The organism is Mucilaginibacter sp. (genome assembly GCF_041088075.1).
In the GTDB taxonomy this organism is placed as follows: Bacteria; Bacteroidota; Bacteroidia; order Sphingobacteriales; family Sphingobacteriaceae; genus Mucilaginibacter_A.
The window spans coordinates 19,631-32,725 of the sequence record NZ_JBGCVY010000063.1; the positions used below are offsets into that span (position 1 = coordinate 19,631).

The 13,095-nt window shown below is 43.0% G+C and carries 10 protein-coding genes; 2 read left to right on the plus strand and 8 right to left on the minus strand.

Going from position 1 to position 13,095, the window contains the following annotated elements; all coding sequences use genetic code 11:
• Window positions 1–228 precede the first annotated feature (228 nt).
• A complete protein-coding gene (cmk, locus tag V5804_RS15300) occupies window positions 229–912 on the plus strand; it encodes a (d)CMP kinase (protein WP_369592271.1) in 684 nt (227 codons plus the stop codon).
• Window positions 913–1,302: 390 nt separating this feature from the next.
• Here cmk and V5804_RS15305 read toward each other — a convergent pair whose 3' ends face one another.
• Entirely contained in the window at window positions 1,303–1,764 is a 462-nt protein-coding gene (locus V5804_RS15305) for a cytidine/deoxycytidylate deaminase family protein (RefSeq protein WP_369592272.1), read from the minus strand.
• 6 nt (window positions 1,765–1,770) lie between these two features.
• A complete protein-coding gene (locus V5804_RS15310) occupies window positions 1,771–3,378 on the minus strand; it encodes an MFS transporter (protein ID WP_369592273.1) in 1,608 nt (535 codons plus the stop codon).
• A gap of 188 nt (window positions 3,379–3,566) precedes the next feature.
• Between V5804_RS15310 and V5804_RS15315 the strand changes: the two genes are divergently transcribed.
• Window positions 3,567–4,226, plus strand: coding sequence for a LysE family translocator (locus V5804_RS15315; RefSeq protein WP_369592274.1), 660 nt, complete (start codon window positions 3,567–3,569; stop codon window positions 4,224–4,226).
• Between the two features lie 104 nt (window positions 4,227–4,330).
• On the opposite strand, the gene V5804_RS15320 is transcribed toward V5804_RS15315, so the two are convergent.
• The 6 genes from V5804_RS15320 to V5804_RS15345 form a co-directional block, all read right to left on the minus strand.
• A complete protein-coding gene (locus tag V5804_RS15320) occupies window positions 4,331–6,238 on the minus strand; it encodes an amidophosphoribosyltransferase (protein ID WP_369592275.1) in 1,908 nt (635 codons plus the stop codon).
• Between the two features lie 106 nt (window positions 6,239–6,344).
• Window positions 6,345–7,865, minus strand: coding sequence for an NADH-quinone oxidoreductase subunit N (locus V5804_RS15325; RefSeq protein WP_369592276.1), 1,521 nt, complete (start codon window positions 7,863–7,865; stop codon window positions 6,345–6,347).
• A gap of 190 nt (window positions 7,866–8,055) precedes the next feature.
• On the minus strand, window positions 8,056–8,976 hold the full coding sequence (locus tag V5804_RS15330; RefSeq protein ID WP_369592277.1) for an AraC family transcriptional regulator: 921 nt from the start codon (window positions 8,974–8,976) through the stop codon (window positions 8,056–8,058).
• 171 nt (window positions 8,977–9,147) lie between these two features.
• The gene (locus V5804_RS15335) at window positions 9,148–10,104 is read right to left on the minus strand and encodes an SDR family oxidoreductase (protein ID WP_369592278.1); all 957 of its coding nucleotides are present in this window, start codon (window positions 10,102–10,104) and stop codon (window positions 9,148–9,150) included.
• A gap of 85 nt (window positions 10,105–10,189) precedes the next feature.
• Window positions 10,190–11,095 carry an SDR family oxidoreductase gene (locus V5804_RS15340; protein ID WP_369592279.1) on the minus strand — a complete coding sequence of 302 codons (906 nt, stop codon included), beginning with the start codon at window positions 11,093–11,095 and terminating at the stop codon, window positions 10,190–10,192.
• 400 nt (window positions 11,096–11,495) lie between these two features.
• On the minus strand, window positions 11,496–13,091 hold the full coding sequence (locus V5804_RS15345) for a NuoM family protein (protein ID WP_369592280.1): 1,596 nt from the start codon (window positions 13,089–13,091) through the stop codon (window positions 11,496–11,498).
• Window positions 13,092–13,095: the final 4 nt, after the last annotated feature.

Below are 13,095 nucleotides of genomic sequence, written 5' to 3' on the forward strand. Positions count from 1 at the left end.
ACTGGCAGTTGTTTTTATTTGTTGAATAGAAATTTGGGCAACGCTTAACTGTTTCAAGAGCTATGCCAAGCTGTTTTTACCGGCATAAAATCATGCTAAAAGCAGCGTTTTTCTTTCGCGAAAGCAAAGCCGAAGTTAAGGCAATTGACGCTAAAAAACATACGGTAAAAGAAGCATCGGCAAATTGGTGTTTACAATTTAAAGGATTGCCGTATCTTTAACGCCGCGATGAACACGAACTTTGTTATAGCCATAGACGGATATTCTTCTTGCGGAAAAAGCACTTTGGCGAAGGCATTGGCAAAGAAACTCAACTTTATTTATGTGGACAGCGGCTCGATGTACCGGGCCGTAACGTTGTATTTTCTTCGGAATAATGTAGATGTTAACGACCCGGAGCAAGTTGAAAAAGCGTTGAAAAACATCCACCTCAACTTTGATTCGCGGGATTACGAAACGCACATTATGCTTAACAATGAAGAAGTTTCGGACGAGATCAGGCAGATGCCGGTTTCTAAAAATGTGAGCGCGGTTTCGGCCATCCGGCAAGTCCGGCGCGAAATGGTGAAACAACAGCAGCGCATGGGCAAATCCAAAAACATTGTGATGGACGGCCGCGATATTGGCACGGCTGTTTTTAAAAATGCACAATTGAAGTTGTTTATGACGGCCGACCCGAAAATCCGTGCCGAACGCCGTTACAAAGAACTGAAGGAAAAAGGACAGGAAATTACCTTGCACGAAGTTTTTGACAACATTGCCGACCGCGATTACCAAGACACCACGCGTGCCGAAAGTCCGCTGGTTCGTGCCGATGATGCGGTTATTTTGGATAATACCAATCTCACGCCAGAGCAACAATTAAATTTTTCTTTGGAAAAAGTGAATGCGTTGCGGAATCCGAAAGTTTAGGAATGGGTTGAAAATCTAAGCAAAAACCTTAATGCTTCTTTTAGCACTATAAAGTTGGTGAAAAAAGTTTGCTGGATTTTTAGGTGATAAAAGAAGCATTTGCAATTCAAGTTTAAAGAACTTTGTGCCTTTTTAAATTTGATTCGGTTTGTTTTTCATGCTTCTTTTATGCCATCAATTTTGGCTAAAGCCAATCCTTGTTTCCTTTATCCACGGCCTAAAGGCCGTGGCAATTAATATATCATGGTACTTTAACGTTCGTTATTAAATGAAATGGGGTTGTAAAACAAGGCGGCTCAATTGCCACGGCCTTTAGGCTGTGGGAGATGTAAAATGCATTTGGCTTTAGCCAAAACACCACTTAGTGAAACTTAAAAAGGTTCTTTTAAATTATTCAACCAACTCATATTTTTTAGCAGGAACCCCAAAACGGTTTAAAAAATCAACGCCTTCATCATTGGCAAAACCTTTGTAGGCCGCATACGATTTTTGATAAAATACGGCCGATATCCCCGCCGAAAAAATCAAACGCGCACAAGCCAGACAAGGCGAAAGCGTAACATACAAAGTGGCACCTTGCAAATTAGCACCGTTTTTTACCGCATATAAAATGGCATTTTGCTCTGCATGTAAAGCTAAGGAGCAACTTCCGCGGGCATCGCGGGCACAGCCTTGTTCCGGCCATTCTTCATCGCAATTGTGTGTTCCGGCTGGCGGGCCGTTGTAACCGATGGAAATAATGCGCGTGTCTTTGGTCAGCACTGCGCCAACCTGCGCTTTTACGCAATGCGAGCGAAAAGCCAGGTCGGTAGCCAGGTGCATAAAAATGGCATCAAAGCTTTTTTTAGGCATAAAAAATCAGTGTCCGCCTGCTGCTTCCACCTGGTTCATGTCAATCCCTTGTTTTTTCAGTTCCGTGCCTACCCTTACCGCAAAGAAAGCGATGTAAGCAAAACAGATAACCGGGATGATGTAAGAAATATGGATGCCTGCCGTATCAGCCAAAATCCCTTGTACCGGCGGGATAACCGATCCACCCAAAATCATCATGATTAAAAATGCAGAGCCCTGGCTGGTATATTTGCCCAAACCGGCAAGGGCCAATGAAAATATACTTGGCCACATGATAGAGCAGCATAAACCGCCGCTTAAAAAAGCATAAATAGCAATTTGCCCGGTAGTCAATAAACCAACAATCATGGCAAACATGCCCAGCAAACCGAAAATCATTAAAACGCGTGTTGGTTTTTCCTGGCCCATAAAGAAAGCAACGATCAATACAACCACGCAAATTGAATACAAGTACAGGTTGCCGACATCCGTTCCGGATAAATGGTTGAACAACAAAATAATGCCAAAAGCAATAAAAGGGACGATGACCGTTAAAATATTTTTGGTGGATTTAGATAATTTAAAAGCACTGATGGCACCCGTCCAGCGGCCAATCATCAAACTTCCCCAATACAATGAAATATAAGGTTTGATAGCAGAATCTGCATAGCCGCCAAAAGCGGGCAGCTTCAACAATGCGCCCATATTGCTTTGGGTAGATACTTCAACTCCAACATAAGTAAAAATAGCAATCATGCCTAAAATCAGTTGCGGGTATTGCATCGCCCCCCAAGAATCAGGATTATTTTTGGGCGCCAGCAACACATAAATAAGTGATAAAAGGATCACGGCCAAGGCACCATAAATAAAATAAGAATTGCTTAAGCCCGTTAATTTTTCGAGCGGGTTGGCAACCAAAACCAATAGAAAGCCTAACGTTATCAGCAGCAAAGGCCGGTTAGAACTTGTACTCGCTTCCACACTTTCGGTACTGTTGATTTGAGGCAGATTAGAAAACCGGTAAAAAAGCGCCACTGCCAAAAACAACCCGGCCAGGATAAAATACAAATTATTAACCGATGTGATGCTCACTGTACTTTGATCGCTGCCTTGAGACGAACCAAAAAGCACCAAACTAACCACAATCGGTCCCAACAACCCGCCAAAATTATTGACACCGCCGGCAAAATTCAACCGGTGTGAACCACTTTCGGGTGGGCCTAAAGCAATAACAAACGGATTGGCAGCCGTTTGCTGTAACGAAAAACCAACCGCTACCACAAAAAATGCAGTCAGGATAAAAGCAAAATGGCCGTTGTTGATGGCAGGGACCATCGCCAGCGCACCAACCGTAGAAATAAGCAAACCATAAACAATACCGTTTTTATAACCAATTTTATTGAGCAAATCCACTTTGGTAAGCTGGGAAACGAAATACAAAATCAGCGAACCGATAAAATAACCACCGTAAAAAGTAAAATCAATCAGTTGGGATTCAAACTGTGTGAGGTGAAAATGTGTTTTGCAAAAAGGGATGAATACACCGTTGGAAGCAGCCAGAAACCCCCAGAAAAAGAAAACGGTAATTAACGAGTATAAAGCGGAAGCATAACTTTTAGTTTTTGACTGATCCATCAGGTATTAAATAAGTTGGTTAGTAATAATTGGTGATAAAATTTTTCACGAACTTAATAGAAATTTTATAAATATCAACCTGTAATTTTAGTGTTACCGGCGATATTGCTGCTGTATTAGTGCTTTAAATAATAAAATTGCATATTCGCGTTTACCTTGCTAAAAATAAAACCCTATAAGCTGCGTAAATGATTGAAGCTGTCATTTCAGGTATCGGAATCGGACTTGTGTTAACCTTAATTACCGGGCCTAACTTTTTCGCACTCATTAAATCGAGTATAGAAAGTGGCTTTCATGCCGGCGTAGCACTGGCATTAGGTGTAGTATCGAGCGATGTGGTGTTTGTGGGAGGCATTATTTTTGGCTCGCAACTGTTTGAAATTCCGCCGCAGGCAAAAGTATGGCTGGGCATTGCGGGCAGTATTATCCTTTTTTGCATTGGCGTTTATTACTTGCTAAAAAAAGCAGACGTCAGCTTTAATACCAACACGCCTGCCCAGGTTAACCGCGCCGGTTACTTTTTTAAAGGGTTTTTGATGTGCATTTTTAACCCTACCATTTTATTTCATTGGATAACCGTGATCGGTACAGCAAGCACGGTTTATCATGCCGGCATCCCGCACCGGCACCTAAAATTGGTGATCATGTTTTTTACCATCCTGCTGGTACAATTTGGGATGGATACGATCAAGGCTTTTTACGCCAACAAACTGCGCGACAAGATTTCGGTAAAATTAGTGCACCGCTTAAATTATGTGGCAGGGATTGCGCTGATTATTGCTGCTTTTATCATCCTCGACCGGCTGGTAACGCACTTTGTTTTTTCGGGAATGCCTTCTACCAACTGATGCTTCTTTTATCGGCATAAATTCATTGAACATACACAACAAAAAAGGCGCGGATTTCTCGCACCTCAAACCCCGCACCTCACACCTTACTCCTCGCACCCCAACTACGTATAAGCCCGCTGGTTTTTTCCTTGCATCCAATTTTGAAATGCTTTGTTTACCACCTTGTTTCCGCCGGGCGTTGGGTAATTGCCGGAGAAATACCAGTCGCCCAAATGTTCGGGGCAGGCTTTGTGCAGGTTGTCCAAAGTCTGGTAAATTACTTCAACTTCAGCTTTGATACTGTTTGGGGTGATGATTTCGGCAATCCGGTTAGAAATTTGTTCGTCGGTAAAAGGCGCGTAAATGGCCTGCACGTAGTTTTCCACCTGCTCTTTCGGCAAATGTTCGCTTTCCACGCACTTTTCGTACACGTCGTAAAACACGTTTTCCATGCCGCGGTCTTTCAACAAACTGATAGCCGCTTCAAAAGCAACAAACTCGCTCATCCGCGACATATCAATGCCGTAACAATCTGGGTAACGGATTTGCGGCGCCGAAGAAACCACGATCACTTTTTTCGGCCCTAAACGGTCAATGATCTTTAAAATACTTTGCTTCAACGTGGTTCCCCGAACGATCGAATCGTCCAGCACCACCAATGTATCTTTTCCTTTTTTGATCAGGCCGTAAGTAGTATCATAAACGTGTGCCACCATTTCAGAGCGGTCTGCATCCTGCGTGATAAACGTTCGCAGCTTTACATCTTTTATCGCCAGTTTTTCTACGCGCGGGTAAATGTTCAGCACACGTTTCAATTCTTCGTCCGTAATTTTATCTTCCCGGTTCAGCAATTTTTCGCGCTGGTAGGATTTGATGTATTTGTGGATGCCTTCCACCATCCCGTAAAAAGCAACTTCGGCGGTATTTGGGATGTAGGAAAAAACGGTGTTTTCCAGGTCGTAATCCACCGCTTCCAAAATCTGCTTGCACAACAAACGGCCCAACTGCTTGCGTTCTCGGTAAATCGAGGCATCACTTCCCCTGGAAAAATAAATGCGCTCAAAAGAGCATGATTTTTTTTCTGTCGGTTCCCTAAATTGTTCCTGGCTGATGTGCCCGTTTTTCTTGATCACCAGCGCATGGCCGGGTTTTATTTCTTTGATGTCCTCAATCGGAACATTAAATGCCGTTTGGATGGCCGGGCGTTCGGAAGCAGCCACCACCACTTCATCATTAATATAATAAAAAGCGGGACGGATGCCGGCCGGGTCGCGCATGATAAAAGCATCGCCGTGGCCCAAAATCCCGGCAATGGTGTAACCGCCGTCCCATGATTTTGCCGATTTTTTGAGGATTTTAGCCACGTCCAAATCGTTGGCAATCAATTTGGTGATCTCTACGTTATCGTCCAAACCTTCGCGTTTGTACTGGTCGAACAAACCCTGCACTTCGCTGTCCAAAAAATGGCCGATCTTTTCTAAAACCGTAACGGTGTCTAATTTTTCTTTCGGATGCTGGCCCAAATCAAACAATTGCTGCAACAACTCGTCTGTATTGGTCATGTTGAAATTGCCGGCCATTACCAGGTTTCTGGTCATCCAGTTGTTTTGGCGAAGAAAAGGATGACAATTTTCGATGCTGTTTTTACCATGCGTTCCGTAGCGCAAATGTCCCAGCAAAACCTCGCCGGTAAAACTCATGTGTTCTTTCAGCCAATCGGCATCATGGAATTGTTCGGGATATTCTTTCTGGATGTCGGCAAATTTTTTCTGGATGTACTCAAAAATATCGGCAACCGCATTTTTTGCCATCGAACGGTGGCGGCTGATGTAACGGTTTCCGGGCGCAACATCCAATTTGATGGTGGCCACGCCTGCGCCGTCCTGGCCGCGGTTATTTTGTTTTTCCATCAGCAAATACAGCTTGTTTAAACCGTAAAGTGAGGTGCCGTATTTTTTTTGGTAATATGAAAGGGGCTTTAACAGGCGGATAAAGGCAACACCGCACTCATGTTTAATCTGATCGCTCATGATTCCTATTGAGTTGCAAAAATAAAGTTTATATCCTAAAATCTATCTGTATTTCTTGTCAGGTTATCAACAACCCATCAATCGTTACTTCCAAATGATGCTTCTTTTACCGCACTAAATTTGCCAAAAGCGATGGAAAAATCCCCAGTAAAATTACAAGTGCGGCCATAAAACCAATTAATATCAATAAAGTTGTGGATTGGTTTACGATGACAGCTCCGGTTTGATGTGGTGTTTTCAGAAACAAATTCAGCGGGATTTTGAAATAGTAAAACAGCGAAACAACGGTGGTTACAGCCCCAGTAATCAGCAAAGCCAGCAGCCAGCTATTGTGGTTTTGGCGGTAAACATCAATCACCGAAGAAAAAACAAGCACTTTACCATTGAAACCGGCAGAAACTGGCAAACCAATCAGCGAGACCAGCAAGACCACAAAACAAACGCCGGCAAATGGATATGCTTTGCCCAGGCCGCGCAAATCTTCCACCGAAAGCATACTGTTTTTACCGGCATAAAAACTGCAAAGCATCAGTGCGCCGATGTTGGCAAAGGCATAAACAATCAAATAAAAAAGCAAAGCCGAAATGCCTTGCTGTGAGAAAGTTACCAAAGCCATCAACCCAAAACCGGTGTGGCCAATGGACGAATAAGCCAGCATCCGTTTAATGTTGGTTTGAACGATGGCGGCAAAGTTTCCGGCAATTAAAGTGATGATGCCGATGATGGAAAAAAACAGGCGGAAATCGAAAGCCGTCCATTTTCCGAAGAAAACAAAAGGCGTTAAAAAGTTGGTGAGCAAGGCAAAACCGGCGATTTTGGTTAAGGTGGAAAGAAAAGCGACCACCGGCGTTGCCGCGCCTTCGTAAACATCGGGTACCCAAAATTGCATTGGCACAAAAGAAAGTTTAAAACCGATGCCAAACAGCACGAAAATGATCCCCAAAGAAACCGGAACGGGATGAACGCGGATCAATCCGTCCAGAAAGTGTCCGTTAAAAATATCCAATTGTCCGGTTGCGGCGTACAATAACGACATTCCGTACAACATTACTGCCGAAGCTGCAAAGCCAAACAACACATATTTCAAGCCGGCTTCTACTGCAAAACGGTTTTCGGTTTGATAGGCAACTAATAGAAAAGAGCCAATGGAAACGGTTTCGATTGCCAAATAAATCATCAATAAATTGACGGACATTGCCATCAAATGCAGGCCAAAAACAACGGCAATTAAGATGGCGTACAAATCGCTTAAACCTTTTGAATGCGATTTTAAAGATTGATCCAGCGGAATGTAAACAACAATCAGGAATGCTAATACTTCAAAAACCAGTTTGAAAACGATAGAAACATGGTGTAAAAGAAGCATGTTGCTGAACAAAAACTTTGGGCCGGAAAGCACCAGATACAACTGCTGCACATCGCGCTGAAAAACGAAAACCAAACCGAACAAAGTGAGCAACTGGCAAAAACGGCCGGCATCTTTTTTCATGACCAAACCCGTAATTATCACCAGTAAAAACAGTATGGCCAGCGCCGTTTCGGGCACAAAATAAGCGATACTTTGCAGGATATTGTTTAACTGTTCGGTGATGGAAAGCGGCAGTTCGTTCATGTTGCTGTTCAGCATTGGGTTTGTAGTTCCTCAGCCCAATGTTTGCAGCAAAGTTAAATAGAATAATAGTAGTTGTGCCTATGCCAGAAACCACTATAACGCCAATGCAATGTTAGCCGGTTTTTCTTTTTTCTTGATAATAAAAAAATGTGCTTCTTTCAGTCTTTTCTGCACTAACCAATGCACGTCTTGCTCCACATTAATGTCAATTAAAAGATTGCCTAAACTCCAAAGGCGAAACGTTTGTTTTTGCTTTAAACAGTTTGCTAAACGACGGCGAATGCTCAAAGCCCAATTGATAAGCAATTTCACTGATGGAAAAGCTGGTGGTTGATAATTTTTCTTTTGCCTTGTCTATCAACTTATCGTGGATGTGCTGTTGCGCGTTTTTCCCGGTCAGGGTTTTAAGCACGCCACTTAAATAATTGGTTGAAGTATTTAGTGCTTCGGCAATGAATTTTACAGTTGGCAACCCTTTTTCCTGGAGAGAATCCGTATTGAAGTATTCCGTAAGTATTTCTTCAAAATGGTTTAAAATATTATGGTTCGAAATTTTGCGGGTGATAAACTGCCTGTTGTAAAACCGATCAGAAAAATTGAGCAAGGATTCTAATTGCGTAATAATAATCCCTTGAGTAAATTTATCAATGTTAGAATGGTATTCCTGTTTGATTATTTGTAAAATACTTGTAATTATCGTTTCTTCTTTGTTCGAAAGGTGCAAAGCTTCATGGACGGAATAATTAAAAAATTCGTATTGTTTGATTGTTTTGGCCAGGGCGGTATTCCAGATAAAATCAGGGTGGATGTATAACAGCCAGCCTGAAACTTTTGCCTCTTCTGTTTTGTCAACCTCAATTTTAATCACCTGGCCGGGCGACATGAAAAACAAGGTGCCTTCGTTAAAATCACTATCCTGCTGTCCGTATTTATACTTCACATTTGAACATGTTTTTAGAGCGATGCTATAAAAATCAAATACCAGGCTTATAGATTTTTCAAAAGGGAATTCCGTAATCGCGTTTAAATTTACCACACTTATTAATGGGTGCTCTGGTTTTGGCAAACCCATCAACTGATGATACTGGCTTATCGTTTTTAAACGAAGTAATTGCGGGCTTTCCATTTTACAAATTTAGATACTGTTTGGGTTATTGTCAGAAAAAGTGCAATGCTTCTTTTATCGTATAAAAATTGGTGTTTGCATTTGATTTAACCCAATCAAAGCAACCAAAGTTCACCATTTTTAGGGCGATAAAAGAAGCATCCAAAACAGATCGAACAAATTTTAAACAGGCTATTGGTTTTCAAAATAACGGTTATGGTCGTCAAGGTCGGCAATGAGGGACGAATGTGTTGGCTGCCAGCCTAAAGCTTGTTTTGTTAAGGCACTTGATGTCATGTTATCGGCAGCAACGATACTTCCCAAAAACCCAAAATGTTTTTCGGGTCGGGGCGCAAGCGGCAAGTCCAAATTTTTTGCAATGATGCTGGCAATTTGATGAAAAGGTATGCCTTCGTCCGCAACCCCATGATAGGCGGTTCCTGCTGTACCTTTCTCAAGTGCCAGCCTAAAAAGCCGGGCCGCATCCAAACGGTGTACGGCAGGCCAATGGTTTTTCCCCTCGTTTACATATGCCGAAACACCTTTTTTGCGTGCAATTTTTATCAGGCTTGGAACGAAACCATGATCACCATCGCCATGCACTGTAGGTGGAAGGCGCACAATTGAAGATCTGACACCTTGTGAAGCTAATTCAAAAGCAATATTTTCGGAGGGCATACGATACGCGGCAGGAGATTTTGGATCAGGTTTGTCATTTTCGTTTACCAGCCGGCCTAAAGGTAATATCATGGTTCCTGAAGTAATGACCAGCGGGCGGCCAGAACCTGCAAGTACTGATCCCATGGCAGCGATAGCGTTGCTGTCCATGGCAGCAATAGTTGACATAAAACGCGAAGCTATGCCTTTGGGAAGCCCGCCAAAAATAACCTTAAGGCGTGCGCCGATGCTGATGTTTGAAAATGCGTGGATAAAAGCAGTATGGATAACACCGTCTGACTTGGCGGCCCCGCTTTTCAAGCTTTCAATATCATCAAGTGAACCCAAATGCACTTCTGCACCGGCAGCGATGATTGATTTTGCAGACGCGTCCGAACGGGCAAGGCCAAGCACTTGGTGGCCTGCCCCAATCAATTCGGGAATGATAGCTGAGCCTATGAAGCCCGAGGCTCCTGTCAAAAATATACGCATGGGATTAAAAGTTTTTATAGTAAACTAAAAAATATTAGGGTGTTTAATGCTTGTACTTTGATGGAATTGCTATGATGATAATTGGTCATCCTAAGGCTTTTTCTGAAGCCTGCCTAAATGAAAGCAAAGGACGAGGCAAGATTGCGATAATTGGCGAGGGGTCGCCGATTGCATCAGCTTTTATGCTATCCACAAGCCCTTTCATGGCGCCTTTTGGCATTTTGCCCATGCGTTCAATTAAAGGTGAGAACAAACCCAGGAGTGATACCGGGATGTGAATTTTTTTGGGGTGAGGACGGCCAAGGACTTCCGCAACGAGGTCAACCATTTGTGGTATGGTCAGTAACTCTTTGCCGCCCACATCGTAAGCTTGCCCAAACGTTCTGGGGTCATTAAGTACGCCAACAAGATAATAGGCCAAATCTGTAACGGCAATAGAACGAAATTTTGGTTTGCCGTTGCCTAAAATCATGGCAAACCTCCTTTTGGCATTGCCTACAACCGAATTATAACCTTGGCCGCCTATCCCAACAATCATCCCCGGCCGGATGATGGTTGCGTCAAGCCCGCTTTTTAGCAAGTACTGCTCTGTTTGCCAGCGGCCCCTTATCCAGGCACTGTCAGCATTTGCATCAGTACCTAAAAATGTAACATAGATAACCCTGTTTACTTTATACATTTTACAGGCCGCAACAATGTTTTGTATGCCACTCATTTCTACATCCATAAACCCCTTACTTTCCGTATTGGCAGGTTGGGCAGAAATAGTATGTACTGAAATATAAACGGCATCAACTGATTTTACAGCATTTTGTATGGATGCAAGGTCTGAAATGTCGCCTTGCACTATTTCACATCCCGCATCTGCCAAAAATTGAACCTTGGATGGGTTACGGGCCAAACAGCGGACGGTGTAGCCATCTGCCAACAATTGTTGGGCTAAATTTTTTCCTACAAACCCCGATGCCCCAATTACCAATATTTTTTTCATACCCTATTTTTAATTTGATGAATTTCTTACTGTAAAATTCATCAACATTTAATAAATAAAAATAGCCAAATCCGCTTTTGTCATAGTCAAAAAGGGGACGGGTTATTGTTGTTCCAAAAGCAGGACGGTATCCATGAAATATTTCAACCAGCTTTTTTGTAAAGGCCAAAGCTGTTGTATTTAGAAGTTCAAATATCGTATTGTTTTATACGGTGTTTGTTCGATGATGCCTGCCCTGACTTGTTAAACTTATTCTTCTATGCTTTACAATATGCTTCTTTTACCCTATAAAAATTGGGATTGCCTTGTTTTTGATTTGTCAAGGCCGGTATAGGCACCAATTTTTATAGGGTAAAAGAAGCATCAACTCAAAAAAAGCCGGAAAAATTTTAAACAATTTCTATCTGAATAAATGAACCAAAGCCAAAACCGAATCGTTGATTTTGGAGAAAACCAGCGAAGGAAAAATGCCGATAGTTAAAGCCATCAAAGCGAGCGGAATTAAAGCTGCTTTTTCGCGGAAGTTGACATCGGTTAAAGCGGTGCGCCAGGCTTCTCCACCGGCTAATCTTGTTTCGCCAAAAAACATGCGTTGCAGCGTCCATAAAAAATAAGCGGCACTCAGCAAAATTCCGATGGAACCGCAAATGGCCATCCAACTGGGCAATAATCCGTTTACCAAAGATGAAGTAAAAGCACCGATCAACACAAAAGCTTCGCCCATAAAAGCAGAAAAGCCTGGCAAACCAAGCGAGGCAAAAAACGCGATCAGCACAAATACGGTGAATTGCGGCATTAGCGAAGCTAAACCCCGAAAATTATAAATATAACGGTCGTGAACGCGGGTATAAATTACGCCAACCAAAAAGAACAGCATCGCCGATAAAAAACCGTGGCTCAGCATTTGCATTACCGCGCCGCTGATGCCTTCGGTGGTTTGAGAGGCCACCCCCAGCAAAACAAAACCCATGTGCGAAATGGAAGAATAAGCGATCAAACGTTTTAAATCTGTTTGTGCCAGCGCATTTAAAGCACCGTATAAAATTGAAATGACGCCGAGCAAACCCAGCCAGAAAGCACCTGCGGTTGCCACTTCCGGGAAAATACTGAAACAAATGCGCAGGATCCCGTAACCGCCCACTTTCAGCAAAACACCGGCAAGAATAATGGAAACAGCAGTTGGCGCTTCTACGTGTGCATCGGGCAGCCAGGGGTGCAGCGGAACGACCGGAACTTTGATGGCAAAAGCGATAAACAGCACCACAAAAGCCAGCGAACGCGCAGGGAATCCGAATAAAGTTTGATGCGCGGAAAAGATAGAACCCTGTGCATAATTGGCCGGGTTCATCATGTGGACGATGTTGAATGTATGGTTTCCGGTTGCAGGATCGGTTACGGAAAAGTACAGGCCGATCATCACCAGCAACATAAAAACGGAGCCAAACAACGTATAAAGAAAAAATTTGATGGCCGCATACTCCCGCCGAACGCCGCCCCACATGCCGATCAAAAAGTAAAGCGGCAGGAGCATCAACTCGTAAAAAATGTAAAACAGGAAAAAATCCAGCGCGCAAAAAACACCGATTACGGCCGTATCCAGCAATAAAAACAAAGCAAAAAAACCTTTTAAATTAGTTTTGATTTCCCAGGAAGCCAGCACGGCAACCGCCATGACGATGGATGACATGAACAGCAAGCCGATGGAAAGCCCGTCAACGCCGACAAAATAATCAATTTGCATGTTGCCCAGCGAACCAAGATTTAAACTGATCCAGCTTACTTTTTCGGCAAACTGATATTCGTTTATATGATTTATGCCGCTAAAAGAAGCACCGGTTTGAAAATGAAAATACAGCCATCCGCTTAAAACAACCTGAACCAAAGTTGCAGCCAAAGCGATGTACTTGAAGCTGTTGCGCAAAGAAACAGGCAGTAAAAGAAGCATCACCCCAAACAGTAAAGGCGTAAAAATGAGCAGTGTAAGTATGTGGTCCATCAAC

Coding starts and splice junctions, on each gene's coding strand:
- cmk (WP_369592271.1), top strand. CDS start 229: ATGAACACGAACTTTGTTATAGCCATAGACGGATATTCTTCTTGCGGA.
- V5804_RS15305 (WP_369592272.1), bottom strand. CDS start 1,764: ATGCCTAAAAAAAGCTTTGATGCCATTTTTATGCACCTGGCTACCGAC.
- V5804_RS15310 (WP_369592273.1), bottom strand. CDS start 3,378: ATGGATCAGTCAAAAACTAAAAGTTATGCTTCCGCTTTATACTCGTTA.
- V5804_RS15315 (WP_369592274.1), top strand. CDS start 3,567: ATGATTGAAGCTGTCATTTCAGGTATCGGAATCGGACTTGTGTTAACC.
- V5804_RS15320 (WP_369592275.1), bottom strand. CDS start 6,238: ATGAGCGATCAGATTAAACATGAGTGCGGTGTTGCCTTTATCCGCCTG.
- V5804_RS15325 (WP_369592276.1), bottom strand. CDS start 7,865: ATGCTGAACAGCAACATGAACGAACTGCCGCTTTCCATCACCGAACAG.
- V5804_RS15330 (WP_369592277.1), bottom strand. CDS start 8,976: ATGGAAAGCCCGCAATTACTTCGTTTAAAAACGATAAGCCAGTATCAT.
- V5804_RS15335 (WP_369592278.1), bottom strand. CDS start 10,104: ATGCGTATATTTTTGACAGGAGCCTCGGGCTTCATAGGCTCAGCTATC.
- V5804_RS15340 (WP_369592279.1), bottom strand. CDS start 11,095: ATGAAAAAAATATTGGTAATTGGGGCATCGGGGTTTGTAGGAAAAAAT.
- V5804_RS15345 (WP_369592280.1), bottom strand. CDS start 13,091: ATGGACCACATACTTACACTGCTCATTTTTACGCCTTTACTGTTTGGG.